Raw genomic sequence first — 26,008 nt, 5'->3', positions numbered from 1 at the left:
TAAGCCTGAACCGCACGGTGCCGCAAGTGCTTTCTAAAAAAAGAACGGATAGTATGTTGTAACTAAATAGGGTCTTTAAAAAACCCGGCCAACGCCGGGCATTATGATTAGCAGAGCGGTTTTACCGCATCGCGCATGCCTTTGCTTAAAATTGCATCCAGATCCAGCGCAACCTGTTCTACCAGTCCGTTCACCAGAGTGAGATCCTGTTCCCAGTGCTCGCTCACGCTTAACACCGACGATACCAGTTCACGGGTAGTGACCTGTTTGTCGTGATGTTGCGTCCACAGCTGCTGGTAACGTTCAAGCCAGTGCGCATCGTCCTGCACCGGATAGCGCTCACCGTTGCGCTCGGCACGGTAAAATGCAATCAGCGCCGCCAGAGCAAAGGTCAGACGTGCTGGCAGTTTGCCGGTCACCTTCTGCCCTGCCAGCAGTTGCGGCAGAATGCGGGTGCGGTACTTGGTCATCCCGTTCAGTGCAATCGACAGCAGCTGATGCTTAATGTACGGATTACGGAAACGCCCCGTTACGGCACTGGCGAAGGAGTGCAGCTCGTCGCGCGGCAGATCCAGGACCGGAATAATCTCCTCATAAATAGCTCTCTCTACGAACGCGCAAATTTCCGCGTCGTTCATGGCTTCCCCAACCGTATCCAGGCCGGCCTGAAAAGCGACCGGAACCAGCGCCGTGTGCGCGCCGTTGAGGATCGCCACCTTACGCTCTTTATACGGTTTGATATCGTCAACAATCAGGACGTTGAGTGGGTATTTATCCAGGCGCAGTTCAGCTGCAAGTGATTTCGGCCCCTGAATAACAAACAGATAGAAATGTTCCGCCGTGTCGAGGAAGCTGTCGTGATAGCCCAGCCCGGCTTCCAGCTCTGCCACCTCATCACGCGGATAGCCGGTAACAATGCGGTCAACCAGCGTCGAACAGAAAGTGTTAGCATCATTCAGCCACGCAATGAATGCCGCCGGCAGTGCCCACTCCTGTGCATAACGTAGCACCAGTTCACGCAGGGCATCGCCGTTGTAGTCGATAAGCTCACAAGGAATAATGATCCAGCCTTTATCCGCAGCCCCGTTAAAGTAGGTAAAGCGTTCGAACAGCAGACGCGTCAGTTTGGCCGGATAGCTGGCAGCAGGCGCATCGTCAAACTTATCCCCCGCATGATAGCTGATGCCCGCCTCCGTGGTATTGGAGAAGACAAACCGCATGTCCGGGTTATGGGCGAGCGCCAGAAATTCATCGTACTGGCTGTAGACGCTGATTTCACGATTTACGGAACGAATAAGACGCGCATCGCTTACCGCTTCTCCCTGCTCATTCAGACCACGAATAATTGTGGTATACAGACCATCCTGGGTGCTCAGCGACGGCGGAAAATCGCTCTGGATCGGCCGCACAATCACCACACCGGCATTGAGATCGGTATGCTCGTTTAAGAGGTCGATTTGCCAGTCAACGAACGCGCGCAGGAAGTTACCTTCGCCAAACTGGATGATACGTTCAGGGTAGCACGCACCGGGAAAATCACGACGGTTGAGAGTGTTCACAATGGAGGTCCTTTATGATTAGTCATACAGCCTGATAAGATTGGTGTGATAACTTATCAAAACTTCAGGACCAGAACCCCTGTCTGGATCAACTCAGGACGCGATGGTGAAAAATATCAAAGAAATTTATAGAACATCGAGGTCGCCGTCATGTCCCCGTTCGGCATCAGGGCGTAGCGTGGGATCTCCCCCGCCTTTTGCCAGCCCGCTCTCTGATAAAACGTCTCCGCGCCGCTGCCGGTTGAGGTATCAAGCACCAGCACCGTAAGCGCTTTTTCACGCGCAACCGCCTCCAGGGATTCCATCAGCGCCATTGCCGCCCCTTTACGGCGCGCTTTCTCATGAACCAGCAGTTTCGCGACATCAGCACGGTGCGGCTGGTTTTCAGGCTGATCGGTAATCAGCTGGACCGTGCCAACCAGCCCCTGCTCCGCATCAAAACAGCCCAGGACGGTACGCTCGTCGCGCCCGACGCTGTCTGCGACGCCGAGCCAGAAGGTTTGGGCTTTCGCGGCAGAAAAAGGCAGCATAAAGCTGACGGAGGCGCCGCCGTTGACACAGTTGACGAGAATATCGTTCAGGGCATCAATGTGGGTGAGGATGTCCTGTCGGGAGAGAGGTTTAATCAGCATGGGAGAGTTCATTGCGCGTCCTTAGGTTGAATCTCTCCACTTTGCTATTAACATTTTTGTAACGCAATAAGCGATGACATAGGATTTCGTTATGTCATTTTTCGCCGTGGTGTTGCCGCTTCATGGCGTACATTTGCGCATCCGCGTGTTTTAACCATGCCTGAATATCGTTGCGGTGATGATCGAACTCGCTCAGCCCCCAGGAGAACTGTAACGACCAGGGATGCAGCTGACGCGCGTTATACTTTTCCGTTTGTTCGACGAGATACTGCATGGCGATCCAGGCGCCAGGCTCATCGGTATCCGCAAACAGCACCGCGAACTCATCTCCCCCGAAACGTACCAGCAGATCGGCCTCGCGGAACGAGGAACGCATCAGGGCGGCCATCGCTTTCAGAGCTTTGTCACCCTCCTGATGTCCGAAGCGATCGTTAATGGTTTTGAAATGGTCCAGATCCAGCCAGCCAAGGGTTAACGGTTCTGCCCGACGCTGCGAAACCGACAGTGCAAACTGCGCAAACTGGTTAAACCCGCGACGGTTAAACAATCCCGTGAGTTCATCGGTCGTGGCGGCGCTAACGGCTGCAAATTCATCCTCCGCCAGCGCGCTGAGATCGGCCAGTACGGCGGCATCCGCAGCGGTAAACTCCCGCGGCGCGTAATCAATGAGACACAACGATCCTACGCACGCCCCGTCGCGTAAACGCAGCGGGAAACCGGCATAAAAGCGCACGCCCGGACCTCCCGCCACCTGCGGATTATCCGCGAAGCGTTCGTCCAGGAGCGTGTCACTCACCACCAGCGGCGCGTCACCCAGGATCGTATGACCGCAAAACGAGAGGTCGCGAGGCTGGCTGGCGAGTGCCCGGCCGTCAGCAGATTTCACGATCGCGGCGTGGTCATCCACCAGCGTAATCATCGCCAGCGGCACCCTGAAAAAGCGTGTTGCCAGCCGCGTAAGACGATCAAACGCGGGATAATTGTCGATCTCAAGCAGACCGGATTCGCGCAGCGCATTCATGCGCTCCGCTTCATTAACGGGAATTTGAGGTGCCTTCATAACGTCTCCTGACGCTGAGCATTAGTAAAAGCGTAGCTTAAACAGAGACATTGTCAGTTCAGGAGGCACGATTTACCTCTATGACCAGCCAATGATGGATTACGTTGACGATATACTGTTGTTGCTGCGCACTCAGCGGCACGCCCTGCGGAATAGCGTGCCACTTAGCCAGACAGCCCCGACAGCAGGTTGCCGTGGCATGCTGGGCGATAAAAACCGGATGGCCGCGCATCGGCGTCTGCTTACCGTCATTCACCGGGTGTGCAGGCGCCAGCCGCGCGGCGACAAAATCGGCGGCATGCTTATCGATAGTCTCTGCGCCCTTATCCCAGCAGTATTGCCGCTCTTTCGTCCCTAAATGAAATCGTGAACGAAACGTGGAGCGAGCCAGGCGCGCGAACAGAGGATCTAACGTGGACATCAGTATACGGACCGTCCAAGACGTTTGGTCAGCTGTTCCAGCGCCGCTACGCCCGCCAGTGAATTTCCGGTCTCGTCCAGTTCCGGGCTCCAGACGGCAATCGCCATCTCGTGGGGGACAATCGCCACGACCCCACCGCCAACGCCGGATTTAGCCGGCAGCCCCACGCGCCAGGCAAACTCCCCGGCATTCTGATACATTCCGCTGGTTGCCATTAAGGCGTTGATCTGCCGGGCCTGCATCGGGGAGACAACGTCCTCGCCCAGATGAGGGGCATGGCCCTGATGCGCCAGAAACAGAAAAGTCTGCGCCAGTTCAACGCAGTTCATCTTCAGCGCGCAGTAATGAAAATAGTTTTGCAGCACCGTGGCAACGTCATTATGAAAGTTGCCGAAGGACTTCATCAGCCAGGCGATGGCGGCGTTACGTGCAGAGTGTTCAAACTCAGAGCGCGCTACCACCGGATCGTAGGCGATATCCTGCACGCCGGAAAGCTGCCGCACAATCTGGAGCATCCGCTGGCGCGGCGCGCTCAGCCGGCTTTGCAGCATATCGCACACCACCAGCGCCCCGGCGTTAATAAATGGGTTACGCGGCTTACCCTGTTCGATTTCCAGCTGAAGAAGGGAGTTAAACGGCTGACCGGACGGATCTTTGCCCACCCGCTGCCAGATCTCCTGCTCGTCATACTGGCGCATGGCGGCAACGAGGCTAAGCACTTTTGAGATCGACTGAATGGAAAATCGCTCCAGCGCGTCTCCCGCCTGAAAACGCTGCCCGTCGACAGTACAAATGGCGATGCCGAGCTTATTACCGCTGATCGAGGCCAGCGCGGGAATGTAATCGGCAACCTTACCCTGCCCCAGTAACGGACGAACCTGCGCCAGAATCTCGTCCAGCATCTCATTATGGATGACCGCAGCCACACTTTGCTCCTTGCCCTCAGGCTAAAACGGGCTGCGAGTATAACAGAGGCTTATACGTCACGTCAGGCAGGGAGACGAAAACGCGAGACGGCCTGCAACAAAAGATCGGACTGTTGATGCAGGCGCTCAGAGGCATTTGACGCTTCGCTAACCAGCACATCAGTCTGACGTGATACCTGATTCAGCGCCTGAAGCTGACGGGTCATCTGATGGATGCTATCCCCCTGATTCAGGGTGGCCAAGGAAATATCATTCAGCAGGCTGCTCAGATTCGCCACCAGCCCGGTGACCTGTTGCAAATTCTCTTCCAGACGGTTTACCACCTGAGATCCTTCCTCAATGCCCTGAAGCGAGTGGTTAATCAGCGCCTGGATGGTTTGCGTAGAGTGACTGCTTTTTCTGGCCAGCAACCCCACTTCCCGGGCGACCACCGCAAATCCGCGCCCCTGCTCTCCTGCATGGGCGGCTTCAATGGCAGCATTGAGGGCGAGAATGTTGGTCTGAAACGCCACGCTGTCGATCATCGCGACGATCCCGCGCATCTCTGAGGATCGGTCGACGATCGTCTGCATCGAGCCATTCACCGCCGTCATCATTTGCTCCCCGCCTACGGCAGCCTGTCGGGCTTCATCCGCGCGCGAGCGGGCGAGTTTTGCATAACCTGTGTTCCCCTCAACGTGGGTTTCGAGATCGGCGATATGCGCGGTCACCTCCTCCAGCTCTTTGGCTTGTCGCGTAGACTGCTGATAAAGCTTCTGATTCCCCTGCGCAAGTGACCCAATATTTTCAACCATGGCGGTAGTGGCCTCGCTGACCTGAGTCACCAGCTGCTGTAGCCCAAGCTGCATGGCGGTAATACTGCCGCAGAGCTGGCTGATTTCACGGTTAAAGCGCACAACGTCAGGCGGCGTGCCTGATAAATCCCCTGCCGCAAGCTGGTTAATATGGATAATCAGACGGCGTAGCGGGGATATCACCCACTTCGCCATTCCAAACCAGACGGCTATGGCAATGGCCAGCAGCACCAGCGGCGCAAACAGGAACAGCCGTTGCAGGCCTGAGAGTTGTTCCATGAGCAACTGACGCCCCTGTATCGCCTGCTTCTCACTCCGTTGCTGATAGCGTGCAAAGTTGTCATTAAAATCGGTCTGAAAGGCCTGGGCGGGTACGGCAAAAAAGAGGTCGATGCTGTTGGTTTTCACCAGCCCTTCCGCCTGCTCGCTAATGGCACCGAAGAACAGCTGATAGCTGTTAACAAGCCCCTCGTCCTGCGGAGGATTAAGCGCGAGCCATGCTTGCCATGCCTGTTGAGACGCCGCCAGGGATTTTTGCGCCTCGTCCATCAGGCTATGCCAGCTCCCTTCCGAACCGGTCTCTTTATCCTGCATAAAGTACACTCCGGAGCGGTTGAGCAGATCGCTCGCCGCAAGCAGCGAAATACGGGCCTGATCCAGCCTGCTCTGTTGCTGCCAGGCCAGCTGATTGCGCTGTTCGTTACGCTGGGCTTGATTCAGGGAGGCGGTGAGCAGGAAGGAGGAAGAGAGTTGCAGGGCGGAGAAAAGGCCAATAATACAAAAGATGCCGGTCAGCAGGCCAAACTGACGAGGAATAAAGCGCGGCGCAAGACGACTAAAAATTTGCGTTAGGTTCATAATTTTCTTCTGTAACAATACGTTAGACGCGGCGAGTCTACGAAACGAAAATGACAGAACCATTACGCAAAAATGACAGGAAACGTGAACTGCCGGGTAGCGGCCTGGCCTTACCCGGCAACAATATTAGATGCGATCCTTCCACACCGTCTGCACATTACAGAACTCATGCAGACCGAAATGAGATAGCTCTCGCCCGAAGCCGCTCTTCTTCACTCCGCCAAAGGCAACGCGCGCATCGCTTGCGCTATAGCCGTTGATAAAGACTCCGCCGCACTCCAGCTCGCGAGAGAAGGTTTCAGCCAGCGCATCGTTAGCGGTAAAGACCGTCGCCGATAAGCCAAAATCGCTGTCGTTAGCCAGCTGCAACGCGTGCGCCGCATCATTGGCGACGGTAATCGCGGCCACCGGGCCAAACAGCTCCTGACGGAAGGCCGTCATCTGTCGGGTGACGCCGCCGAGTACGGTTGGCGCATAATAGTTACCGCTCCCGGCAAGCTTCTCTCCGCCGAGCAGCAGGGTCGCCCCTTCCGCCAGCGTAGCCTGCACCTGCTGATGCAGTTCATCGCGAAGATCAAATCGCGCCATCGGGCCAATATAGTTATCTTCCTCATCCGGTGCGCCCATCTTCAGCGCCTTGACCGCGTCAACAAAGCGTTGGGTAAAGGCGTCCGCTACGCCCGCTTCCACAATAAAGCGTTTTGCCGCCGCACAAACCTGTCCGGTATTCTGATAACGTCCGGCCACCGCCGCGTTGACGGCCAGATCAAGATCCGCATCGTTCAGAACGATAAACGGATCGGAACCGCCCAGCTCCAGCACGCATTTCTTCAGCGCCGCGCCCGCCTGCGCGCCAATTGCCGCACCAGCCCGAACGCTGCCGGTTACGGTCACCGCCGCGATACGCCGATCGTTAATCGCCTGGCTGACGCCGTCATTCGTCGCGTTCACCCAGCCAAAGACCCCCTCCGGGAAACCGGCATCCGCGAATACCTTCCCGATCAGCTCCGCCGAGCCGAGCACATTAGGCGCATGTTTAAGCAGATAGCTGTTCCCTGCCAGCAGGATCGGCACCGCACCGCGCAGCACCTGCCAGAGCGGGAAGTTCCACGGCATCACCGCAAGAATAGGTCCCAGCGGACGGTACTCAATCACCGCATTTTCGACCTGGGTTGATTCCGGGTGCAGCATCGACGGGCCGTGTTCAGCGTACCAGTCGCAAAGGCTGGCGGACTTAGCCACCTCCGCACGCGCCTGCACAATGGGCTTGCCCATCTCCCGGGAGATAGTCTGCGCCATCTCTTCCGCACGGCTACGCAGTGCCGCACCCAGATCGCGAAGTTTTTGCGCCCGGTGCGCCACGCTTTCGCGTCGCCATTGACGAAAACCAGTATCCGCCTGTGCAATGGCACGCTCAACGTCACGGGACGTTGCCCACGGGTAAGCAGCCAGCGTTTCGCCGGTAGCCGGGTTGACAGAGTGGGCATGGGTAGCAGATGAATAGGTCATGATGTTCTCCACGTAATAACAGTTGATTGATTGTGGCCTACTCTGCTATTTCTTAAAAATGAATAATACTCACCACCTTATTCACGAATCGAGAACGGTATGGACTTAACTCAGCTTGAGATGTTTAACGCCGTCGCACTGACCGGCAGCATTACCCAGGCGGCGCAGAAGGTACACCGGGTGCCCTCAAACCTCACCACCCGCATCCGACAGCTAGAAGCGGATCTCGGCGTGGAGCTGTTTATTCGCGAGAATCAGCGCCTGCGGCTTTCCCCCGCCGGGCACAATTTTTTGCGCTACAGCAAACAGATCCTGGCGCTGGTCGACGAAGCGCGAATGGTCGTCGCCGGGGATGAACCGCAGGGATTATTCTCGCTCGGCGCGCTGGAAAGTACCGCCGCCGTACGCATTCCGGAAAGTCTGGCGCGGTTTAACCAGCGCTATCCGCGCATTCAGTTTGCGTTATCCACCGGGCCTTCCGGTACGATGATTGACGGCGTGCTTGAAGGGACGCTTAGCGCCGCCTTTGTCGACGGGCCGCTCTCGCACCCGGAACTGGAAGGGATGCCGGTTTACCGGGAAGAGATGATGCTGGTCACCCCTGCGGGCCACGCGGAAGTGTCAAAAGCCACGCAGGTGAGCGGCAGCGACGTGTATGCCTTTCGCGCCAACTGTTCTTACCGGCGTCATCTGGAGAGCTGGTTCCATGCCGACCGCGTAACGCCGGGAAGGATCCATGAGATGGAGTCCTACCACGGGATGCTCGCCTGTGTGATTGCCGGGGCAGGCATTGCGCTGATGCCCCGCTCCATGCTGGAGAGCATGCCGGGGCATCATCAGGTGGCGGCGTGGCCGCTGGCGGAAAACTGGCGCTGGCTCACCACCTGGCTGGTGTGGCGACGCGGGGCGATGACCCGCCAGCTGGAGGCATTTATCGCGCTGCTGAACGAGCGTCAGCCACCTGCGCCCAGTTGTTAAAGTTGAACGTAGTCCTGGAGTCGAAGGAAAATTTTTCCCTTCATATACAGCGTGGCCTGCCCGCCAATCAGCACGCGGTCGCCTTTCAGCTCGCAGCGCAGATCCCCGCCGCGCAAGGAGACCTGGCGGGCCGACATCTGCGTTTTACCAAGCTTTTCGCTCCAGTACGGGATCAGCATGCTGTGAGCTGATCCCGTCACCGGATCCTCCGGCACCCCTTCCCCCGGGCAGAAGAAGCGGCTGACGAAATCATACTCATCTCCCGGCGCTGTAACGCAGACCATTTTCCCCAGCGGGAGCATGGCAGTAATATCCGGCGTCAGCGCCTCCACCTGCCGCTGGCTGTCGAGCACCACCATGTAGTCACGCCCCACACGCACCTCGTTTGCCGCGTTAATGCCCAGCGCGCTGAACAGCACTGGGGGTGGAGTATCGACAACCTCGGTTGACCACGCCGGGAAATTAAGCGTCAGCCAGTCGCCGCTGCGTTGTACCGTCAGTTCGCCGACAAAGCGCGTGGTGAAGGTGATTTCCGTATGCGGATAATCCAGGTATTCAAAAATAACGTGAGAAGCCGCGAGGGTTGCGTGGCCGCAGAGGTTAATTTCATCCTGCGTGGTAAACCAGCGCAGCTCAAACCCGTTATCCGTTCGGACAAAAAACGCCGTCTCTGACTGATTATGCTGCTTCGCCATCTTCAGCAGCGTCTCATCCGATAGCCACGCTTCCAGCGGACACACCGCCGCCGCATTGCCGCCGAACGCCCTGTCGCTGAAGGCATCTACCAGATAAAAATCAATTTCCTGCATCATTTGTTCCTCTTAGATTTATTCAGCGCAGAAATACTGTGCCCTTCAGATACAGCGCCGCCTGCCCGCCCATCCGCACGCGGTCGCCCTTGAGTTCGCAGCGTACGTCTCCTCCACGGGCGGAAACCTGGCGGGCAAACATCTGTGTTTTGCCAAGCCGTTCACTCCAGTAAGGGATCAGCATGGTGTGCGCGGAGCCGGTGACAGGATCTTCCGGCACGGCCACGCCCGGCGAGAAGAAACGACTGATAAAGTCGTATTCTCCTTCGTCCCGGGCGGTGACGGCCACTTTATGCTCCCCCGGCGTCATGGCGGAGAAATCCGGATTAATGGCTTCCACCTGCTCGCGGCTCTCCAGTACCAGCACCCAGGCGCGGCCTTTTCGCGCCTCGACGTAGTGGCTGATACCGAGTGCGGTGAGCAACTCCGGTGGCGGCGTCTGTGCCTGCGTCGGGCAGGCCGGGAAGTCCAGGGTCATCCAGTCACTTTCACGGCTGACGGTCAGGCGACCAGAGGCAGTGTCAAAATGAAGGCGTGAGTCCGGATAATCCAGTTCGTTAAACAGAACATACGCCGCGGCAAGCGTCGCGTGACCACACAGATTAACCTCGGTTAGCGTGGTGAACCAGCGCAACTCGATCCCCCCTTTGGTACACACAAAAAAGGCGGTTTCCGACTGGTTATGCTGTTGTGCCATCCGCAGTAACGTCTCATCCGGTAGCCACGCGTCGAGGGGGCACACCGCCGCCGGGTTGCCGCCAAAGGAGGACGCGCTGAACGCATCTACCAGATAAAAATCAATCTCCTGCATTGTGTTACCGCCTGTTTTTGTTGTGTTGTTCTTTATCTTCAATGAAAACAACCGCGTTCGCTACCGCTGCATGAAGGTAAATTTTGTGATTCATATCACATAACGGTTGAGTTTTCGCCGTTTAAGGCTTTAAGATCGTCTCCTCATCTTTCAGGCAACGAATCCCAGATATCCCTATGACAACACACACGGTTTCCCGCAGGGTCGCGTGGCTACGCGTGGTCACGCTCGCCATCGCAGCGTTTATTTTCAACACCACGGAATTTGTTCCGGTTGGGCTGCTGTCCGACATTGCGGCCAGCTTCCATATGGAAACGGCACAGGTTGGCATTATGCTGACCATCTATGCATGGGTGGTAGCGCTGATGTCGCTGCCGTTTATGCTGCTGACCAGCCAGATGGAACGTCGTAAGCTGCTGATTGGGCTGTTTGTGGTGTTCATTGCCAGCCATGTGCTGTCATTTATGGCATGGAACTTCACCGTGCTGGTCATCAGCCGCGTCGGCATCGCGTTTGCCCATGCCGTTTTCTGGTCGATCACCGCATCGCTCGCCATTCGTCTGGCCCCGGCGGGGAAACGCGCCCAGGCGCTGAGCCTGATTGCCACCGGAACGGCGCTGGCGATGGTGTTAGGCCTGCCGATCGGGCGCATTGTGGGTCAATACTTCGGCTGGCGCACCACCTTCTTTGCCATCGGCATGGGGGCGCTGATCACCCTGGTGTGTCTGATCAAACTGCTGCCAAAACTGCCCAGCGAACACTCCGGCTCGCTGAAAAGTCTTCCGCTGCTGATGCGTCGACCGGCGCTGATGAGCATCTATTTGCTGACCGTGATTGTGGTGACCGCCCATTACACGGCCTACAGCTATATTGAGCCGTTTGTTCAGGTTGTGGCGGGCTTTAGCGCTAACTTTGCCACCGTTCTGCTGCTGATCCTGGGCGGCGCGGGGATTATCGGCAGCATCCTGTTCGGGAAGCTGGGCAATCAGCATGCGTCTGCGCTTGTAAGCAGTGCGATTGGCCTGCTGCTGGCATGTCTGCTGTTACTGATGCCTGCGGCAGGCAGCGAGAGTCATCTGGCGATCCTCAGTCTGTTCTGGGGCGTGGCGATCATGATTATTGGTCTGGGAATGCAGGTCAAAGTGCTGGCGCTGGCCCCGGACGCCACGGACGTCGCGATGTCGCTCTTCTCCGGGATTTTTAATCTGGGGATTGGCGCCGGTGCGCTGGTGGGAAATCAGATCAGCCTGCATGTATCGATGTCGGCCATTGGCTATCTCGGGGCGATTCCGGCGCTGATCGCGCTGATCTGGTCGGTGCTTATCTTCCGTAAATGGCCGGTCGCGATGGAAGAACAGACCAGCCACGGTTGACGTTTGTTGTGCCGGGTGGCTCTGCGCTTACCCGGCAACGTTCTCAATGATACGTCTTAACAATCTCCAGCACGCCGTTAATAATAAACTGCACGCCCATACAGACCAGCAGGAAGCCCATCAGACGGGAGATAGCCTCAATCCCCCCCTTGCCCACCCAGCGCATAATCGCCCCGGAACTGCGCAATGACCCCCAGACAATAATGGCAATAAGCGCAAAAATGATCGGCGGCGCAACGGTGATAACCCAGTGCGGAAATGTCGACCCATCACGCACCGTTGAGGCGGAACTGATGATCATCGCAATCGTTCCCGGCCCTGCCGTGCTCGGCATGGCTAACGGCACAAACGCGATGTTGGCGCTCGGTTCGCTTTCAAGCTCCTCCGATTTGCTTTTGGCTTCCGGGGATTCGTGCGCTTTGTGCGCCGGGAACAGCATCCGGAAACCAATAAAGGCCACGATCAGCCCGCCAGCGATACGCAGACCGGGAATCGAAATACCAAAGGTATTCATCACCAGTTGCCCGGCGTAATAAGCCACCATCATTATGGCAAAGACATACACAGAGGCCATCATCGACTGCTGATTGCGCTCCGTGCTGTTCATGTTCCCCGCCAGCCCCAGAAAAAGCGCCACCGTCGTTAACGGGTTCGCTAGCGGCAGCAACACCACCAGCCCAAGTCCCACTGCTTTAATCAAATCCAACATAATGCACCGCAGTCCTTATCCTTATTCAACATCGCAATTATAGGGGCAAATCCTCGTCCGTAGCCATCCGCGCAGCGTAACCATAATTGTCTCGCGTAACTGATAACCCCAGATTATCTGTATGATTTAAAAGCGTACAGAATGAGTTCCTGAAGCGTTTTAGCATTTCGTGGCATCGGCCGATTCATTCAGTTGACTTATACTTGCCTGAGCAATAATATCTGCCGTGACTAAACTACTTGCCAGGGCAACCATTGTGAAAAGCACCAGTGACCTCTTTAACGACATAATCCCACTGGGTCGTCTTATTCATATGGTTAATCAGAAAAAAGATCGCCTGCTCAATGACTATCTGTCACCGCTGGATATCACCGCAACACAGTTCAAAGTGCTGTGTTCCATTCGCTGCGAAGTGTGTATCACGCCGGTTGAGCTGAAAAAGGTGCTCTCTGTCGATCTGGGTGCGTTAACCCGCATGCTGGATCGTCTCGTCTGTAAAGGATGGGTAGAACGAAGCCCTAACCCAAATGACAAACGTGGCGTACTGGTGAAACTGACCAGCGATGGCGCGGCCATGTGTGAGCAATGTCATCAATTAGTAGGACAAACACTGCACCAGGAACTGACAAAAAACTTATCGGCAGATGAAGTGGCAACGCTTGAGCTTTTACTCAAGAAAATTCTGCCGTAAACAGAAAAAGAGGTATGACGATGTCCAGACGCAATACTGACGCTATCACCATTCATAGCATTTTGGACTGGATCGAAGATAACCTGGAATCCCCGCTCTCCCTTGAGAAAGTGTCTGAGCGTTCAGGTTACTCAAAATGGCACCTGCAACGGATGTTTAAAAAAGAGACCGGCCATTCATTAGGACAATATATTCGCAGCCGCAAGCTGACGGAGATTGCCCAAAAACTGAAAGAAAGCAATGAGCCGATCCTCTATCTGGCGGAACGTTACGGATTTGAATCGCAACAAACCCTGACGCGTACGTTCAAGAACTACTTTGACGTGCCGCCTCATAAGTACCGTATTACCAGTATGCCGGGTGAATCCCGTTATCTGTATCCGCTAAAACATTGCAGTTAATCATCGCCTGTTAAGACGTAACCGAGGAAATCATGAAATTTATCGCCTCCGCCGCCCTCACCTTGCTGGTGCTGGTTTCCGGCCAGAGCTTCGCGGAGCAAACCCCCAGTGCGGGGCAGCAAAATAATCGTGACACCATGATTATGCCGTCCACGCAAAACCAGTCGCCCTGGGACTTCAATCACATGGGCGCTGGCAGCGACAAATCCGACGAATTAGGCGTGCCGTATTACAACCACGACCTGTAATTCGTTTTTGCCCCGCTAATGCGGGGCTTTTTTCTGCCTTAACTCTGCACCCGCGTCGCCCGACGCACCCGCAAGCCAAAGACGTTGATATACAGCCCGGCCATAATCAGCCCTGCGCCACACAGTTGCAGCACGCCGAGCGTTTCATCCAGCAACAGTGCGGCGCTGGCAAGCCCGACCACCGGTACCAGCAGCGATAATGGCGCCACGCGCCAGGTTTCATAGCGTCCGAGCAGCGATCCCCAGATACCATAGCCAATGATTGAGGCAACGAACGCCAGGTAGATCAGCGACAAAATAGTCGTCAGGTCGATCTCCACCAGGCTTTTCAGCATCGCCTGCGGCCCCTCCAGAATAAATGACGCGGCCATAAATGGTACGATGGGGATCAACGCGCTCCAGACCACCAGCGATAAGACCGCCGGACGCGCCTCGTGCTGCATTATCAGCTTGTTAAAGATATTGCCGCACGCCCAGCTCAGACCCGCCGCCAGGGTGAGCATAAAGCCCAGCAGCGCGACATGCTGACCGTTGAGGCTGCCTTCAATCAGCACCAGCACGCCAAAGACCGCAAGGCTAATGCCCGCCAGCTGCTTGCCCTGCAAGCGTTCGCCAAAGACAAACGCGCCGAGAATGATGGTAAAGAACGCCTGCACCTGAAGCACCAGCGAAGCCAGGCCCGCAGGCATACCGAATTTAATAGCGCAAAAAAGAAACGCAAACTGACCAAAGCTGATGGTGAGGCCGTAGCCCAGCAGCAGCTTGAGGGGAATTTTCGGGCGGGCGACGAACAGCAGCGCCGGAAACGCCACCAGCAGGAAGCGCAGACCCGCCAGCATCAGTGGAGGCATGTTGTGCAACCCCATTTTGATGACCACAAAATTGAGTCCCCACGCCACGACAACCAGCAACGCTAACAGCCCGTCTTTCCGCGTCATTTTCCGCCCCTGAAATATTAAAATTTTGTAAACACTTCAAGGTAACAGAAAAAATAGCCCCGCGAGAAGATCATTAATTCTGGTACTGAAGAGAAGCACTTGCGGATAAATTGGGTGCTATACAAGCTGCCTATCCCATGATAATCCTGTAATAACACAACAAAAAAAGCATAAGCATTTGTCGGGCAGGAAAATGAAACCATCAATCAGGCGCTCAACCGCAGCGCTGCTGGCATCGTCATTGTTATTAACAATTGGCCGCGGGGCAACGCTGCCCTTTATGACCATATATCTCACACGCGTGTACGATATGAGCGTGGAGAATATTGGCTATGCCCTTACCGTGGCGTTGACCATTGGCGTGGTGTTTAGCCTGGGGTTTGGCATCCTGGCGGATAAATTCGACAAAAAACGCTATATGCTGATCGCCATCGTCGCCTTTATCGCCGGGTTTGTGGCCATTCCGCTGGTGAATAACGTGACGCTGGTAGTGCTGTTCTTTGCCCTGATTAACTGCGCCTATTCCGTCTTCTCAACGGTGCTGAAAGCATGGTTTGCCGACGTGCTGACCTCCAGCGAAAAGGCGCGCGTTTTCTCACTCAACTACAGTTTCCTGAACATCGGCTGGACGATCGGGCCGCCGATCGGCACCCTGCTTGTGATGTACAGCCTGCAACTGCCGTTCTGGCTGGCGGCCTTCTGCGCCGCACTGCCGCTCGGGTTTATCCATTTCTTTGTGCAGAAAAGCATAGCCTCGGACAGCCCTGAGGAGAAAATGCCATGGCAACCCTCGGTGCTGCTGAAAGACCGGGCGCTGTTCTGGTACACGCTCTCCGGGCTGCTGGCGTCGTATGTGGGTGGATCGTTCGCCACCTGCATTTCCCAGTATGTCCTCGCCGCACATGCGGACAGTGATTTCGCAGAAAAGGTGGTGGCCGTTGTGCTGCCCGTCAACGCGGCGGTGGTCGTCACCCTGCAATATGCGCTTGGACGGAAGATCACCGCCAGCAATATCCGTCCGCTAATGACCGCCGCGACGCTTTTTTTCATCCTCGGGCTGGGGGGGTTTATGCTTTCCGGCGAGAACCTGATTTACTGGGGGATCGCGGCAGCGATTTTCACCCTGGGTGAGATTATTTATGCACCGGGTGAATACATGCTGATCGACAATATCGCCCCGCCGGGCATGAAGGCGAGCTACTTCTCCGCACAAGCGCTGGGCTGGCTGGGCGCGGCGGCGAACCCGATGATCACCGGGCTCATCCTGACCCATCTGCCGCACTGGTCATTATTTATCATTATGATGGCCGCCATCATTGCTGCCTGGCTGATGATATTGCGCGGGATGCGCGTGAAAAGTGAAGATAGCGTGTCGAGTAGCGCTGCGCTTACCCGACCTGGAAAACCCTAATCCCAGGCCGGGTAAGGCGAAGCCGTCCCCCGGCAAAACCAACACCTTAGTGGTGCAACATCTCCTCCACCACCTGCTCCTTGTACATCTCATTCGGGTAGTAGGTCGGCCAGTTATCCATCTCTTTCAGCAGCGCCTCGTGGGAGGTGTTGCCCATAAAGATATGGAAGTGTGAAGAGGCTTTCGGCCCGATGATATGGTCGCTGAACTGCACAAACTTAGGCGCCTCGCTCGCGTTATCCTTGCACTCAAACAGGTAGCGCACACCTTTTTTCCCCGACGCATAGGTCAGAATTTTGTAGCCGCTGTAGTCGTAGCGGCAGCTGCTCACCGTTTTGCCTCGGTGGAATTCCATCACGTTGTTTTCAATGCCGATGGCGTCCACGTCCGTCGCGTAACCCTTGCGGTAGTAGGCCTTCACCTCGGCAGCAGATTTTTCTCCCTTCTGCGCTTTCTTTTCGAAAACCGGATCCAGCGAACCATCAAGCAGGAACGGGTAAACAGACTGCCATGTTCCGTCCCAGTCAGACAGCTTCCTGTCCCTGACGTCTTTATCCTCAAAGACGCCGTTTGCCGCCTTCTGTTCCGCCTCCGTCATCTGATGACCGTGCGAATGGGCAAAAAGCGAGCCGCTTACCAGCAGCGTTCCCAAAGTCAGCGCAATTTTTCCAGGTTGTGCAGCCACAGCAAAATCCTCATTCCGTTTTATAAGAACAGGGATGTTATATTATAACATTTCAGATCGCAACCAGCCCGCGAACGCCCTCCTGCTCCATATTCTCCCCGCGCCCCTGCTGGACGATGCTGCCGCGCGACATCACCAGATAGCTGTCGGCCAGCTCTGCCGCAAAATCATAAAATTGCTCCACCAGCAGGATCGCCATATCCCCCCGGTTCGCCAGGCTGCGGATCACCTGCCCAATCTCTTTAATCACCGACGGCTGAATACCTTCCGTGGGTTCATCCAGAATCAGTAACTGTGGACGGCTCGCCAGCGCGCGACCAATCGCCAGCTGCTGTTGCTGACCACCGGAAAGATCGCCTCCGCGTCGGTGCTTCATCTCCTTCAGCACCGGGAAAAGCTGCCAAATCTCCTCCGGTACGCTCCTTGCGTTTCCCGCTGAGAAGCGCGTCAGCCCCATCAGCAGGTTTTCTTCTACGGTCAGACGCGGAAAAATCTCCCGCCCCTGCGGAACATACGCCACGCCGGACTGCACTCGCTGGTGCGGTTTACTGTGAGTGATGGTCTTTCCCTGCCAGACGACCTCCCCGGCTTTCACCGGGATCAGCCCCATCAGGCACCTCAGCAGCGTGGTTTTGCCCACCCCGTTGCGCCCCAGCAGGCAGGTAACTTCCCCGACGACCGCCTCAAAGCTCACCCCGCGCAGAATATGACTTCCGCCGTAGTACTGATTCAGTTCGCAAACCTGTAACATCCCCTCTCCTTAACGTCCCAGATAGACGTCAATTACCTGTTCATTGGCCTGTACCTCGCGAAGCGAACCTTCCGCCAGTACCCGCCCCTGATGCAGCACCGTGACGTGGTCGGCGATGGTCTCGACGAAGCCCATATCGTGCTCAACCACCATCAGCGAATGCTTGCCTGCCAGGGTTCGGAACAGCTCGGCTGTGTATTCCGTCTCTGCGTCGGTCATACCGGCGGCGGGTTCGTCCAGCAGCAACAGGTGCGGGTCCTGCACCAGCAGCATGCCGATCTCCAGAAACTGCTTCTGTCCGTGGGAAAGCAGTCCGGCACGGCGATCGCGCTCGCTGCCAAGCCGCAGCAAAACCAGCATCTCGTCAATGCGGTCGCGCTGCTCGCCGCTGAGCGTGGCCCGCAGGCTCGCCCAGACGGACCTGTCGGCTTTCATGGCGATTTCGAGGTTTTCCCCTACGGTCAGCGCTTCAAACACGGTCGGCTTCTGGAACTTACGGCCAATGCCCTGACGGGCGATGGCCGCCGGTTCCAGGGCTGTCAGATCGATGGACTGATCGTAAATAGCTTTCCCGCTTTTTGGCCGGGTTTTGCCGGTGATCACGTCCATCAGCGTGGTTTTACCGGCGCCGTTAGGGCCAATGATGCAGCGCAATTCTCCGACGCCGATATTCAGCGAAAGATCGGTCAACGCCTGAAAACCGTCGAAACTGACGTTAATGGCCTCGAGCTGCAACACCGGATCGGTCTGCTCACGGTAACGATCGCCCGGTAGCTGGCGGGTAAAGAGTCCTTCAGAGGGCTGCATTAATTCTCTCCCTTACGAAACAGACCGAACACGCCGCGTGGTAAAAACAGCGTCACGGCGATGAAAATCAGCCCCAGAAACAGCTGCCAGTACTCCGGCATCGCCACGGTGAAAAAGCTCTTCGCACCGTTGACGAGCGCCGCGCCCATCACCGGGCCCACCAGCGTGCCGCGGCCGCCCAGCGCCACCCAGATGGCCGCTTCAATCGAGTTGGTCGGCGACATTTCACCCGGGTTGATAATGCCCACCTGCGGAACGTACAGCGCCCCCGCCAGGCCACACAGCACGGCGGAAAGCGTCCAGACCAGCAGCTTGAAACCGCGCGGATCATAGCCGCAGAACGTCAGACGGTTTTCCGCATCGCGCACCGCCGTTAAAATGCGGCCAAATTTACTCTTCGCCAGCGCGTAGCCTGTGCCCAGGGCCAGCAGCAGCAGCATGACCGTTGCGAGAAACAGCGCGATCCGCGTGGTAGTCGCCGTGACGGAAAACCCGAGCAGCGTGGTAAAGCCGGTAAAGCCGTTATTGCCGCCAAAGCCGGTTTCGTTGCGAAAGAACAGCAGCATGCCCGCATAGGTCAGCGCCTGGGTCATGATGGAGAAATAGACCCCTTTGATCTTCGAGCGGAAAGCAAACCAGCCGAAGACCAGCGCCAGCAGGCCGGGTATCGTCACAATTAACACCAGTGCCCAGGCAAAATGCTGCGTTCCCCACCAGAACCAGGGCAGTTCGCTCCACGAGAGAAACGACATAAACGCGGGCAGCCCGTCTCCGGCCGCCTGGCGCATCAGGTACATGCCCATCGCATAGCCGCCCAGGGCGAAGAATATGCCGTGCCCCAGCGAGAGCATACCGGCATAGCCCCAGACCAGATCGAGGGCCACGGCGACCACCGCGTAGCAGAGGATCTTGCCGATGAGCGTCAACATCCACGTGGAAACGGCCAGCGGATGGGTGGCGGGCAACAGCGCGAGAAAAGGCAGCACCAGCAGCGCCGCAACCAGCAGACTGCCGAAGATTTGCGCGGTGCGCGGTGCCCTGCGCGCCAGTGTTAAGGTCAATGGCTGGCTCATCAGTCTGTCACCCTCCCTTTAAGTGCGAATAACCCCTGCGGACGTTTCTGGATAAACAGAATGATCGCCACCAGAATCAGGATCTTGCCCAGCACGGCGCCCATCTGCGGTTCAAGAATTTTATTGAAGATCCCCAGACCAAAGGCCGCCGCGACGCTACCGGCCAGCTGGCCGACGCCGCCGAGCACCACCACCAGGAACGAATCAATGATGTATCCCTGGCCCAGCTCCGGTCCCACGTTCCCCAGCTGGGACAACGCCACGCCGCCCAGCCCGGCAATGCCGGACCCGAGGCCAAACGCCAGCATATCTACCCGTCCGGTGGGGACGCCGCAGCAGGCCGCCATGCTGCGGTTTTGCGTCACCGCCCGCACGTTCAGCCCCAGACGCGTTTTATTCAGAATGAGCCAGGTGAAGAACAGCACCAGCAACACAAACCCGAGCACCACAATACGGTTCCACGGCAGCGTCAGGTTGGCGAAAACCTGCACCCCGCCGGACAGCCAGGCCGGGTTTGCGACCTCAAGGTTCTGAGCGCCAAAGGTCATGCGCACCAGCTGGATAAGCATCAGGCTGATCCCCCAGGTGGCGAGCAGGGTTTCCAGCGGGCGGCCATACAGATGGCGGATCACCGTGCGCTCCAGCACCATCCCGATACCTGCCGTCAGGCAAAACGCCACCGGCAGCGCCACCACCGGATAGAGCGCCAGCCACTGAGGCATCCACTGCGCCATAACCTGCTGCACCATCCAGGTGGCATACGCCCCGAGCATCAGCATTTCGCCGTGGGCCATGTTAATCACCCCCAGCAGACCATAGGTGATAGCCAGCCCGAGCGCGGCCAGCAAGAGTACCGATCCCAACGACAGGCCCATGAAGGCCTGCCCCAGCAGTTCGCCCCACATCAGCCGGTGCTGAATACGGTCCAGGCTCTCAGCGGCGGCGGCACGTACCCGTGCGTCCGGCTCGGTTTGCGCCCGGGTGAATGGCGTCAGCGTGGCCTGCACGTCCGGATCGTCAGACTGTCCCAGCAGTTCAACCGCGTTAAGGCGCGTTTCCGCCTGCGGACTCGCCAGCTGAAGATTTGCCAGCGCCAGCCTCAGCGACTGTCGGGTGACGTCGTCCGTTTCGCGATTAGCCCGCTGTTGCAGAAACCCGAGCATATCCGGCTGGGCGTCACGCTGAAGTTGCCGCGCGGCATGACGCCTTTCTGTGACACTGTCACTAACAAGCTGATGCGTCGCCAGCGCCGTGACGGTTAACACGCGCAGCCGGTTGGTCAGCCGCACGGCTTTGGTCGTTCCTTCGGCGCTCTTTGCCGCGCCCAGGGCAACCATTTCGCCGTCGATGCGGGTAAATGCCTTCTTCTGGCTGTCGGTATAAAGGTTCTCCTGTTGCAGCGCCTTAAGCAGCGGCAAACGTGCAGGTTCCGGCGTGGCTGCCCAGCGGGTCAGCATGGCGGTTTGCTGGCTGCGGCTAGCGGCAACGAAATCATCGGCATCCGATGCCTGCGCCATCCCTGGCAGCAGTCCGGTAAGCCACACAATCGCAATCATCATGCGTATGGCGTTCATGACGTCTCTCCCTGGTGGTGGCTTAGTTGCTGGCGGTTTTCATCGGCTGGTCAGGTTTTTTGTCATTCCCGGCGATAAACGGGCTCCACGGCTGAGCGCGTACCGGCTGTTCGGTTTGCCAGACGACGTTGAACTGGCCGTTGCCTTCGATTTCACCAATCATGACGGGCTTATGCAGGTGGTGGTTGGTGGCATCCATGGTCAGCGTAAAGCCGGACGGCGCGTTGAACGACTGGCCCGCCATTGCCGCGCGCACTTTGTCCACGTTGGTTGTCCCCGCTTTTTCAACCGCCTGCGCCCACATATGCAGGCCGACGTAGGTCGCTTCCATCGGATCGTTGGTGACGACGGTATCGGCATTCGGCAGCTTATGGGCTTTCGCGTAAGCTTTGTAGGCCGCGACAAAGGTCTGGTTGGTCGGGTTATCGACGGATTCAAAGTAGTTCCACGCCGCCAGGTTACCCACCAGCGGTTTGGTATCAATGCCGCGCAGTTCCTCCTCGCCCACCGAGAACGCCACAACCGGCACGTCCGTGGCTTTCAGCCCCTGGTTCGCCAGCTCTTTATAGAAAGGCACGTTGGAATCACCGTTGATGGTGGAGACCACCGCCGTTTTACCGCCCGCAGAGAATTTCTTGATACTGGCGACGATGGTCTGGTAATCGCTATGACCAAATGGGGTGTAGACCTCTTCAATATCTTTATCTTCCACGCCTTTCGAGTGCAGGAAGGCGCGCAGGATCTTGTTCGTGGTGCGCGGGTAAACGTAGTCCGTTCCCAGCAGGAAGAAGCGTTTCGCGCTGCCGCCGTCCTCGCTCATCAGGTACTCCACCGCCGGGATCGCCTGCTGGTTAGGCGCCGCGCCGGTATAGAAGACGTTAGGTGACATCTCTTCACCTTCGTACTGCACCGGATAGAACAGCAAACCGTTCAGCTCCTCAAAAATCGGCAGAACCGATTTACGCGATACGGAGGTCCAGCAGCCAAACACCACGGCGACCTTATCCTGGCTCAGAAGCTGGCGGGCCTTTTCGGCAAACAGCGGCCAGTTGGAGGCCGGGTCAACCACCACCGGCTCCAGCTTTTTCCCGAGTACGCCGCCTTTGGCGTTGATTTCGTCGATGGTCATCAGGGCGACATCTTTCAGGGGCGTTTCTGAAATGGCCATCGTGCCGGAGAGTGAGTGCATGATCCCGACTTTAATGGTCTCTGCGGCCTGAACGCCAAAACTCACTCCCATGGCGACCACGGAGGCGGACAAGGCGAACGCTTTTATAAAGGTACGACGGTGCATATTTTCACTCCTGAAAAAGAAAGCTGTGCGAAGACGTCCGTTACCGCCCGGACGCAGAAAAAAGTAACGTCAGTTGCAGGAGAGCAAAAAGAGTGCCAGGTTGCAGAGGCAGGATTTAAACGGGTTCGAAGAGAGGATCTACGGGAAACGACTCAGAATGGTACAGCGCTGCACTGTAATAATGCAGCGTTGTAAACGATGTTACCAGACGTCGCTGGCGATTTGCGTCACCAGGCGAACTTTATCCCACTGCTGGGCTTCGCTCAGGCTGTTACCCTCTTCCGTGGAGGCAAATCCGCACTGCGGGCTGAGGCAAATCTGCTCTTTCGCCACGTAGCGCGCGGCCTCTTCCAGACGCGCTTTCACCCCTTCCGGGTTCTCCAGCTCACCGTGCTTGGTGGTGATCAGCCCCAGCACCACCTGCTGTTTACCCGGGCGCACAAAACGCAGTGGCGCGAAGTCGCCGCTACGGTCGTTGTCGTACTCCAGGAAGAACGCGTCGACGTTCACCGTGCCGAACAGCACCTCCGCCACCGGCTCATAGCCGCCTTCGGAAATCCAGGTTGAGCGGAAATTACCGCGGCAGACGTGTAGCCCGATGGTCAAATCGTCCGGTTTGCCCTCCAGCGCCTTATTCAGCACCCGGGCATAGGTTCGGGCAAGTTCGTCTGCATCATCACCGCGCTCGCGGATCTGGCGGCGCTGGTCTTCTGAACAAAGGTAGGCCCAGACGGTGTCATCCAGTTGCAGATAGCGGCAGCCTGCATCGTAAAAGGCCCGAATGGCATCGCGCCAGGTGGTCGCCAGATCGTCAAAGTAATCTTTCAGATCCGGGTAGACCGTGGCATCAATATCCTTGCGGCCACCGCGGAAGTGCAGCACGCTCGGGCTCGGAATAGTCATCTTCGGCTGTGCGTTACCGCTGATGCTTTTGAGGTAGCGGAAATCTTCCAGCATAGGATGATCGCCGAAGCCCAGTTTGCCCGTTACGCGCACGCCATGCGCTTTGGTCTGCACCCCGTTGAACTGAATGCCCTGCTGCGAATCATAACGCTCCACGCCCTGTAGCCCGTCAAAGAAGTCAAAGTGCCACCAGGCGCGGCGGAATTCACCGTCCGTTACCACATGCAGACCGCAGGCGCACTGCTGCTCGACAACATGGCGAATGGCCTCGTCCTCAACCGCGCGAAGCTGACCGGCATCGATCTCACCGCTGGCGAATTGCAGACGGGCCTGTTTAATGGAATCCGGGCGTAAAAAACTGCCGACTACATCGGCGCGGTACGGGGCGTGGTGTCGCTGCATGGAAATCTCCTCTGTCTGTCGGCGTTAATTGCCCACAGTGATAATTCATCTCTTGAATCTTTAGACTTCTGGATGTCTAAACGTCCTAAAAAGATGTCATACCGACTCGCCGCCGACAAACGAGAAAATTTCATCTGTGTTGAAAAAAATTCATGTTCACAGAGCGGGTGATGAAGATCCCGCAAACGCGAACCGCTCATCTTCCCAGCCGGTCATGCCCCCGAGCATAATCTTGACCGGCAAACCCAGACGCGCCAGCTTCAGCGCCGCCCTGTCCGCCCCGTTGCAGTGCGGGCCTGCACAATAGACGACAAACAGCGTGCCCTCTGGCCACGCTTTCATCCGCTCGGCGGTGATCTGGCTCCAGGGTAAATGCAGCGCGCCGGGCAGATGCCGCCGGGCAAAATGTTCAGGCTTCCCGACAACGTGCAGCAGAACAAAGTCCTGCTCACCGCTGGATACCGCGTGATGGACATCGGCGCAGTCCGTCTCGACGCTCAGACGACGCAGGAAATGCCCCACGGCTTCCTGCGGTTCAGCAGCCGGAAATTCAGTAACATAGCTCATGAATCTTCCTCATTTGTGGTGTTTGTGTTAACACTACTCTATCCCTTAATTCAGCTCATGAATGCGTCCGCCTATGCCAGAAAACAGCAAAAAGATGACAAACTTAAGACATCCCTCGCCGCGCGCGGTCGTGCTGGCATATGACGGTTTATGTACCTTTGAGTTTGGCGTGGCGGTAGAAATCTTTGGCTTGCCGCGCCCGGAGATGGGCGATGACTGGTATCAGTTCGCCGTGGCGAGCGTGGATGGCGGCGAGCTCCGGGCAACGGGCGGGATCCGTATTCTGGCCGACGGCGATCTGCGTCTGCTTGAAACGGCGGATCTGGTTGTTGTACCCGGCTGGCGAGGGCTGGATGAACCCGTACCCGAAGCGCTCTGCCAGGCGCTCCGCGCGGCGCATGCCCGCGGCTGCCAGCTACTCTCGATCTGTTCTGGCGTTTTCGTTCTGGCAGCCTCAGGCCTGCTTGACGGGCGGAAGGCAACCACCCACTGGCGCTACACGCAAGCTCTGAAAACACGCTTTCCCGCCATCACCGTGGTCGAAGATGTGCTCTACCAGGACGAAGGCGATATTCTCACTTCCGCCGGCAGCGCCGCGGGGATTGATCTGTGTCTGCACGTGGTGCGCCGGAATTACGGTATGGAGGCAGCAAACCGCGTGGCGCGTCGACTGGTGATCCCGCCCCATCGGGACGGCTCGCAAACCCAGCAACTTAGCCGACCGGTGGCTCAGTTGCGGGAGAGCCAGCGCCTGGGCCAGCTGTTCGATTATCTTCACCAGCATCTGGCCGTTTCCCATACCGTCGAATCGCTGGCCCTGCGGGTGGGTATGAGTCAACGCACCTTTCTGCGCCGTTTCCAGGACGCGACCGGGACAACGCCCGCGCGCTGGTTATTGACTGCGCGATTGCAGCGGGCAAAAGATTATCTCGAAAACAGTCGGCTCAGCATTGATAATATTGCGGAACAAACCGGATTTGGACAAAGCGCCACGCTGCGCCACCATTTCCGGCAGCAATTTGCGCTTTCGCCCGCGCAATATCGCAAACAATTTTTACAGCCGGTACGATAAACGGGCAAAAAAAAACCGCCATAATCTGGCGGTAAATGCTTGCATGGATAGATTTGTATTTTGGTATCTACGCTCCGGTATTCCCTACCGGGATGTGGATCACCAGCAATCTACCACTGTGAGCCTCAACGAAGCATAAACGAATCGATTAACCCGCTTTGGTATTAATTTGCAGATAACGCATCAGCCCCTGATCTGCACTCTGGCGGGCATCATCATTAATCGCTTCGAGATAAAACGCACGTGAGACCCCATACGGTGCCTGCTCGGGTGGGTAAACGGCGAACTGGAAGGTTTTGCCTCTCGCCTTATTGGTACAGCCCAGCTCCCAGCGATCTTCACTTACCTGGGTGCTATTACATTCGACACGTCCGTAATCGCTGGTTAAATACGATCCGACACGGCTTTTTGCTGACTGAATATATTCTGGTTCTTCATTTGAATAGATGCTGGCCGCAGCACCCACCGCAACCACTACGCCCAGAAGTGATAGCACGATTATTTTTTTCATTTATTCGATCCAATCCTTAGCCAGAAAAATCTTATTGTAAATGATTTCCCAATAAATCTAGCTTCTCTTTGCATACCAGAAATGGGAGTTTACAACGGCGATATTGCTTTTAAGAATAGTCTTAAGTGAGTTTTATTGCGACCACAATTTTTGACAGTCTATTTTCTCAAATTTAAAGAGTCGAATAATTACTCTATGAAATTATCCCTACGATGACCGTAGCGTATTTTCAGGGGATAAA

27 protein-coding genes are annotated in these 26,008 nt (G+C 56.7%); 7 read left to right on the top strand and 20 right to left on the bottom strand.

The window, feature by feature from the left end; all coding sequences use genetic code 11:
• Nucleotides 1-107 precede the first annotated feature (107 nt).
• The 7 genes from L384_RS05180 to sad all read right to left on the bottom strand — a co-directional run bounded on the left by L384_RS05180 (nucleotide 108) and on the right by sad (nucleotide 7,759).
• On the bottom strand, nucleotides 108-1,559 hold the full coding sequence (locus L384_RS05180; RefSeq protein ID WP_023324651.1) for a tagaturonate reductase: 1,452 nt from the start codon (nucleotides 1,557-1,559) through the stop codon (nucleotides 108-110).
• A 116-nt stretch (nucleotides 1,560-1,675) separates the two neighbouring features.
• Complete coding sequence (locus L384_RS05185; protein ID WP_023324650.1) at nucleotides 1,676-2,203, bottom strand: GNAT family N-acetyltransferase; 528 nt, start codon at nucleotides 2,201-2,203, stop codon at nucleotides 1,676-1,678.
• 82 nt (nucleotides 2,204-2,285) lie between these two features.
• The gene (locus tag L384_RS05190) at nucleotides 2,286-3,251 is read right to left on the bottom strand and encodes a sensor domain-containing diguanylate cyclase (RefSeq protein WP_003857161.1); all 966 of its coding nucleotides are present in this window, start codon (nucleotides 3,249-3,251) and stop codon (nucleotides 2,286-2,288) included.
• Between the two features lie 58 nt (nucleotides 3,252-3,309).
• On the bottom strand, nucleotides 3,310-3,672 hold the full coding sequence (locus L384_RS05195; RefSeq protein WP_003857163.1) for a DUF4186 domain-containing protein: 363 nt from the start codon (nucleotides 3,670-3,672) through the stop codon (nucleotides 3,310-3,312).
• Complete coding sequence (gene glsB / locus L384_RS05200) at nucleotides 3,672-4,598, bottom strand: glutaminase B (RefSeq protein WP_003857165.1); 927 nt, start codon at nucleotides 4,596-4,598, stop codon at nucleotides 3,672-3,674. Before glsB ends, L384_RS05195 begins: the two co-directional genes overlap by 1 nt.
• Nucleotides 4,599-4,660: 62 nt before the next feature.
• Nucleotides 4,661-6,250 (bottom strand): methyl-accepting chemotaxis protein, encoded by a 1,590-nt coding sequence (locus tag L384_RS05205; RefSeq protein ID WP_032628243.1) that lies wholly within the window; start codon nucleotides 6,248-6,250, stop codon nucleotides 4,661-4,663.
• Nucleotides 6,251-6,376: 126 nt separating this feature from the next.
• On the bottom strand, nucleotides 6,377-7,759 hold the full coding sequence (gene sad, locus L384_RS05210; RefSeq protein WP_023324648.1) for a succinate-semialdehyde dehydrogenase: 1,383 nt from the start codon (nucleotides 7,757-7,759) through the stop codon (nucleotides 6,377-6,379).
• A 99-nt stretch (nucleotides 7,760-7,858) separates the two neighbouring features.
• On the opposite strand from sad, the gene L384_RS05215 reads away from it, so the two are divergent.
• Nucleotides 7,859-8,737 carry a putrescine utilization regulator PtrR gene (locus tag L384_RS05215; protein WP_017382364.1) on the top strand — a complete coding sequence of 293 codons (879 nt, stop codon included), beginning with the start codon at nucleotides 7,859-7,861 and terminating at the stop codon, nucleotides 8,735-8,737.
• On the opposite strand, the gene L384_RS05220 is transcribed toward L384_RS05215, so the two are convergent.
• Both L384_RS05220 and L384_RS05225 read right to left on the bottom strand, forming a co-directional pair.
• On the bottom strand, nucleotides 8,734-9,546 hold the full coding sequence (locus L384_RS05220) for a PhzF family phenazine biosynthesis protein (RefSeq protein WP_032628241.1): 813 nt from the start codon (nucleotides 9,544-9,546) through the stop codon (nucleotides 8,734-8,736). The genes L384_RS05215 and L384_RS05220 overlap by 4 nt on opposite strands.
• 22 nt (nucleotides 9,547-9,568) lie before the next feature.
• A complete protein-coding gene (locus L384_RS05225) occupies nucleotides 9,569-10,357 on the bottom strand; it encodes a PhzF family phenazine biosynthesis protein (RefSeq protein ID WP_023324646.1) in 789 nt (262 codons plus the stop codon).
• Between the two features lie 176 nt (nucleotides 10,358-10,533).
• Between L384_RS05225 and L384_RS05230 the strand changes: the two genes are divergently transcribed.
• The gene (locus L384_RS05230; protein WP_003857178.1) at nucleotides 10,534-11,730 is read left to right on the top strand and encodes a sugar transporter; all 1,197 of its coding nucleotides are present in this window, start codon (nucleotides 10,534-10,536) and stop codon (nucleotides 11,728-11,730) included.
• A gap of 43 nt (nucleotides 11,731-11,773) precedes the next feature.
• On the opposite strand, the gene L384_RS05235 is transcribed toward L384_RS05230, so the two are convergent.
• Nucleotides 11,774-12,439, bottom strand: coding sequence for a MarC family NAAT transporter (locus L384_RS05235; RefSeq protein ID WP_023324645.1), 666 nt, complete (start codon nucleotides 12,437-12,439; stop codon nucleotides 11,774-11,776).
• Nucleotides 12,440-12,695: 256 nt separating this feature from the next.
• On the opposite strand from L384_RS05235, the gene marR reads away from it, so the two are divergent.
• The 3 genes from marR to marB are packed head-to-tail and all read left to right on the top strand — an operon-like array spanning nucleotide 12,696 to nucleotide 13,779.
• Nucleotides 12,696-13,130, top strand: coding sequence for a multiple antibiotic resistance transcriptional regulator MarR (gene marR / locus L384_RS05240; RefSeq protein ID WP_023314145.1), 435 nt, complete (start codon nucleotides 12,696-12,698; stop codon nucleotides 13,128-13,130).
• 20 nt (nucleotides 13,131-13,150) lie between these two features.
• Nucleotides 13,151-13,531, top strand: a complete 381-nt coding sequence (marA, locus tag L384_RS05245; RefSeq protein WP_001303241.1) for an MDR efflux pump AcrAB transcriptional activator MarA — start codon at nucleotides 13,151-13,153, stop codon at nucleotides 13,529-13,531.
• A gap of 32 nt (nucleotides 13,532-13,563) precedes the next feature.
• The gene (gene marB / locus L384_RS05250; RefSeq protein WP_003857184.1) at nucleotides 13,564-13,779 is read left to right on the top strand and encodes a multiple antibiotic resistance protein MarB; all 216 of its coding nucleotides are present in this window, start codon (nucleotides 13,564-13,566) and stop codon (nucleotides 13,777-13,779) included.
• A gap of 38 nt (nucleotides 13,780-13,817) precedes the next feature.
• Here marB and eamA read toward each other — a convergent pair whose 3' ends face one another.
• Nucleotides 13,818-14,717, bottom strand: a complete 900-nt coding sequence (eamA, locus tag L384_RS05255) for an O-acetylserine/cysteine exporter (protein WP_023324644.1) — start codon at nucleotides 14,715-14,717, stop codon at nucleotides 13,818-13,820.
• A 193-nt stretch (nucleotides 14,718-14,910) separates the two neighbouring features.
• On the opposite strand from eamA, the gene ydeE reads away from it, so the two are divergent.
• On the top strand, nucleotides 14,911-16,128 hold the full coding sequence (gene ydeE / locus L384_RS05260; RefSeq protein WP_023324643.1) for an efflux MFS transporter YdeE: 1,218 nt from the start codon (nucleotides 14,911-14,913) through the stop codon (nucleotides 16,126-16,128).
• 46 nt (nucleotides 16,129-16,174) lie between these two features.
• On the opposite strand, the gene zinT is transcribed toward ydeE, so the two are convergent.
• The 8 genes from zinT to L384_RS05300 form a co-directional block, all read right to left on the bottom strand.
• On the bottom strand, nucleotides 16,175-16,813 hold the full coding sequence (gene zinT / locus L384_RS05265; RefSeq protein WP_003857190.1) for a metal-binding protein ZinT: 639 nt from the start codon (nucleotides 16,811-16,813) through the stop codon (nucleotides 16,175-16,177).
• 52 nt (nucleotides 16,814-16,865) lie between these two features.
• Nucleotides 16,866-17,564, bottom strand: a complete 699-nt coding sequence (urtE, locus tag L384_RS05270) for an urea ABC transporter ATP-binding subunit UrtE (RefSeq protein ID WP_023324642.1) — start codon at nucleotides 17,562-17,564, stop codon at nucleotides 16,866-16,868.
• Between the two features lie 9 nt (nucleotides 17,565-17,573).
• A complete protein-coding gene (urtD, locus tag L384_RS05275) occupies nucleotides 17,574-18,371 on the bottom strand; it encodes an urea ABC transporter ATP-binding protein UrtD (RefSeq protein WP_015570541.1) in 798 nt (265 codons plus the stop codon).
• On the bottom strand, nucleotides 18,371-19,444 hold the full coding sequence (gene urtC / locus L384_RS05280) for an urea ABC transporter permease subunit UrtC (RefSeq protein ID WP_003857195.1): 1,074 nt from the start codon (nucleotides 19,442-19,444) through the stop codon (nucleotides 18,371-18,373). Before urtC ends, urtD begins: the two co-directional genes overlap by 1 nt.
• A complete protein-coding gene (gene urtB / locus L384_RS05285; RefSeq protein WP_023324641.1) occupies nucleotides 19,444-21,018 on the bottom strand; it encodes an urea ABC transporter permease subunit UrtB in 1,575 nt (524 codons plus the stop codon). The genes urtC and urtB overlap by 1 nt, the downstream gene beginning before the upstream one ends.
• Nucleotides 21,019-21,040: 22 nt before the next feature.
• A complete protein-coding gene (gene urtA, locus L384_RS05290) occupies nucleotides 21,041-22,312 on the bottom strand; it encodes an urea ABC transporter substrate-binding protein (protein WP_023314140.1) in 1,272 nt (423 codons plus the stop codon).
• A gap of 201 nt (nucleotides 22,313-22,513) precedes the next feature.
• Nucleotides 22,514-23,617, bottom strand: coding sequence for a cobalamin-independent methionine synthase II family protein (locus L384_RS05295; RefSeq protein ID WP_023324640.1), 1,104 nt, complete (start codon nucleotides 23,615-23,617; stop codon nucleotides 22,514-22,516).
• A gap of 156 nt (nucleotides 23,618-23,773) precedes the next feature.
• Nucleotides 23,774-24,184, bottom strand: a complete 411-nt coding sequence (locus L384_RS05300; protein ID WP_023300088.1) for a rhodanese-like domain-containing protein — start codon at nucleotides 24,182-24,184, stop codon at nucleotides 23,774-23,776.
• 73 nt (nucleotides 24,185-24,257) lie between these two features.
• Between L384_RS05300 and ftrA the strand changes: the two genes are divergently transcribed.
• Complete coding sequence (gene ftrA / locus L384_RS05305) at nucleotides 24,258-25,256, top strand: transcriptional regulator FtrA (protein WP_022651184.1); 999 nt, start codon at nucleotides 24,258-24,260, stop codon at nucleotides 25,254-25,256.
• 148 nt (nucleotides 25,257-25,404) lie between these two features.
• Here ftrA and L384_RS05310 read toward each other — a convergent pair whose 3' ends face one another.
• The gene (locus tag L384_RS05310) at nucleotides 25,405-25,767 is read right to left on the bottom strand and encodes a hypothetical protein (protein ID WP_003857209.1); all 363 of its coding nucleotides are present in this window, start codon (nucleotides 25,765-25,767) and stop codon (nucleotides 25,405-25,407) included.
• Nucleotides 25,768-26,008 lie beyond the last annotated feature (241 nt).

This window comes from Enterobacter sp. MGH 38 (assembly GCF_000492855.1).
In the GTDB taxonomy this organism is placed as follows: Bacteria; Pseudomonadota; Gammaproteobacteria; order Enterobacterales; family Enterobacteriaceae; genus Enterobacter; species Enterobacter hormaechei_C.
This window is presented reverse-complemented; position numbering and strand designations above follow the sequence as displayed.

Excerpts from the sequence above, each read along its gene's own strand:
- L384_RS05185 (WP_023324650.1), bottom strand. The coding sequence starts at position 2,203 with ATGAACTCTCCCATGCTGATTAAACCTCTCTCCCGACAGGACATCCTC.
- L384_RS05190 (WP_003857161.1), bottom strand. The coding sequence starts at position 3,251 with ATGAAGGCACCTCAAATTCCCGTTAATGAAGCGGAGCGCATGAATGCG.
- L384_RS05195 (WP_003857163.1), bottom strand. The coding sequence starts at position 3,672 with ATGTCCACGTTAGATCCTCTGTTCGCGCGCCTGGCTCGCTCCACGTTT.
- L384_RS05205 (WP_032628243.1), bottom strand. The coding sequence starts at position 6,250 with ATGAACCTAACGCAAATTTTTAGTCGTCTTGCGCCGCGCTTTATTCCT.
- sad (WP_023324648.1), bottom strand. The coding sequence starts at position 7,759 with ATGACCTATTCATCTGCTACCCATGCCCACTCTGTCAACCCGGCTACC.
- L384_RS05215 (WP_017382364.1), top strand. The coding sequence starts at position 7,859 with ATGGACTTAACTCAGCTTGAGATGTTTAACGCCGTCGCACTGACCGGC.
- L384_RS05220 (WP_032628241.1), bottom strand. The coding sequence starts at position 9,546 with ATGCAGGAAATTGATTTTTATCTGGTAGATGCCTTCAGCGACAGGGCG.
- L384_RS05225 (WP_023324646.1), bottom strand. The coding sequence starts at position 10,357 with ATGCAGGAGATTGATTTTTATCTGGTAGATGCGTTCAGCGCGTCCTCC.
- L384_RS05230 (WP_003857178.1), top strand. The coding sequence starts at position 10,534 with ATGACAACACACACGGTTTCCCGCAGGGTCGCGTGGCTACGCGTGGTC.
- L384_RS05235 (WP_023324645.1), bottom strand. The coding sequence starts at position 12,439 with ATGTTGGATTTGATTAAAGCAGTGGGACTTGGGCTGGTGGTGTTGCTG.
- marA (WP_001303241.1), top strand. The coding sequence starts at position 13,151 with ATGTCCAGACGCAATACTGACGCTATCACCATTCATAGCATTTTGGAC.
- marB (WP_003857184.1), top strand. The coding sequence starts at position 13,564 with ATGAAATTTATCGCCTCCGCCGCCCTCACCTTGCTGGTGCTGGTTTCC.
- eamA (WP_023324644.1), bottom strand. The coding sequence starts at position 14,717 with ATGACGCGGAAAGACGGGCTGTTAGCGTTGCTGGTTGTCGTGGCGTGG.
- ydeE (WP_023324643.1), top strand. The coding sequence starts at position 14,911 with ATGAAACCATCAATCAGGCGCTCAACCGCAGCGCTGCTGGCATCGTCA.
- urtE (WP_023324642.1), bottom strand. The coding sequence starts at position 17,564 with ATGTTACAGGTTTGCGAACTGAATCAGTACTACGGCGGAAGTCATATT.
- urtD (WP_015570541.1), bottom strand. The coding sequence starts at position 18,371 with ATGCAGCCCTCTGAAGGACTCTTTACCCGCCAGCTACCGGGCGATCGT.
- urtC (WP_003857195.1), bottom strand. The coding sequence starts at position 19,444 with ATGAGCCAGCCATTGACCTTAACACTGGCGCGCAGGGCACCGCGCACC.
- urtB (WP_023324641.1), bottom strand. The coding sequence starts at position 21,018 with ATGAACGCCATACGCATGATGATTGCGATTGTGTGGCTTACCGGACTG.
- urtA (WP_023314140.1), bottom strand. The coding sequence starts at position 22,312 with ATGCACCGTCGTACCTTTATAAAAGCGTTCGCCTTGTCCGCCTCCGTG.
- L384_RS05295 (WP_023324640.1), bottom strand. The coding sequence starts at position 23,617 with ATGCAGCGACACCACGCCCCGTACCGCGCCGATGTAGTCGGCAGTTTT.
- L384_RS05300 (WP_023300088.1), bottom strand. The coding sequence starts at position 24,184 with ATGAGCTATGTTACTGAATTTCCGGCTGCTGAACCGCAGGAAGCCGTG.
- ftrA (WP_022651184.1), top strand. The coding sequence starts at position 24,258 with ATGCCAGAAAACAGCAAAAAGATGACAAACTTAAGACATCCCTCGCCG.
- L384_RS05310 (WP_003857209.1), bottom strand. The coding sequence starts at position 25,767 with ATGAAAAAAATAATCGTGCTATCACTTCTGGGCGTAGTGGTTGCGGTG.